The organism is Nitrosophilus sp., from assembly GCF_982775275.1.
Genome location: NZ_CEXZHP010000325.1, coordinates 1 through 1,166 on the forward strand (window position 1 = coordinate 1; position 1,166 = coordinate 1,166).

The 1,166-nt window shown below is 39.6% G+C and carries 1 protein-coding gene; it reads left to right on the forward strand.

What is annotated here, in order from left to right:
- Window positions 1–997, forward strand: a 997-nt coding sequence (locus AC30RD_RS09710; RefSeq protein ID WP_489494356.1) for a glutathionylspermidine synthase family protein, incomplete at its 5' end; no start/stop codon positions are given.
- Window positions 998–1,166: the final 169 nt, after the last annotated feature.

Sequence of the window (1,166 nt, forward strand, 5' to 3'; positions counted from 1 at the left end):
AGCTGAGTATGTGATAGAAAATGATCTCTTTTTTGAACTTGGCATCCCTTTTAACCTTGTAGAGATGATAAAAAAATCGTGGGAGAGTGATGTTCACTGGCACATCTATGGACGCTTTGATTTGGCAGGGGGTATTGACTCTAAACCTATTAAACTCATAGAGTTTAATGCAGACACCCCTACAGCACTCTTTGAGACGGCACTTCTTCAATGGGCAATGCTCAAACACAACCATATGGATGAGGATGCACAGTTTAACAATGTTTATGAGGCTATCACCCAAAACTTTCAAAGACTTATCACCCTTTTTGATGATACTAAGATGTTTAAAGAGCTTTATGATGGATGGAAAATCCTCTTTTCAAGCATACAAGGAAACGACGAAGAGGAAGCAACAACCCGTTTGCTGCAGCAGATGGCAACCGATGCCGGGTTTGCAACACATTTTGAATTTTTAGAAGATGTCGGCTTTGATGATGAGGGAATTTACGACAAAGAGCAAAATCCTTATGAGTATTGGTTTAAACTCTATCCGTGGGAAGATATAGCAACCGATGAACCAGAGCTTGCTACAACCCTTACCCATATTATGCACAACCAAAAAGCCATTATTTTAAACCCTCCCTATACCCTTCTTTTTCAATCAAAAGGGATGATGAAAATACTGTGTGACCTTTTTCCGGACTCACCCTACCTTTTACATACCTCTTTTGAGCCACTTGAAGGTGTGAAACAGGTTGTAAAACCTGTTTTTGGACGTGAAGGTGCCAATACACAGATTATAGATGCTAAGGGCAACACGCAACACGCAACACAAGGACCTTATGGAAACTATAAAAAGGTGTATCAGGAGTATGTAGAGTTTCCTAGCGATACGCAAGGCAAGAAGTACCAAGCGGGTCTCTTTTTTGCTTATGAGGCGTGTGGTTTAGGGTTTCGCAAAGGGGGCGATATTTTAGATAATATGAGTAAATTTGTAGGTCATATTATCGGTTAAGTTTATGCTCAAACTCAGGGACAATCTCTTTGAGTTTGGTAAGTGGATCATCACATACCAAAAGCTCCTCAATATCGTTGTTGAGTTTCTCCTGTTTTGTGCGATAAGAAAAGGAAAAATTTCAAACCCCTAAAAATAGGGATTTAAAAGGGGTGAAAAATCAATTTTG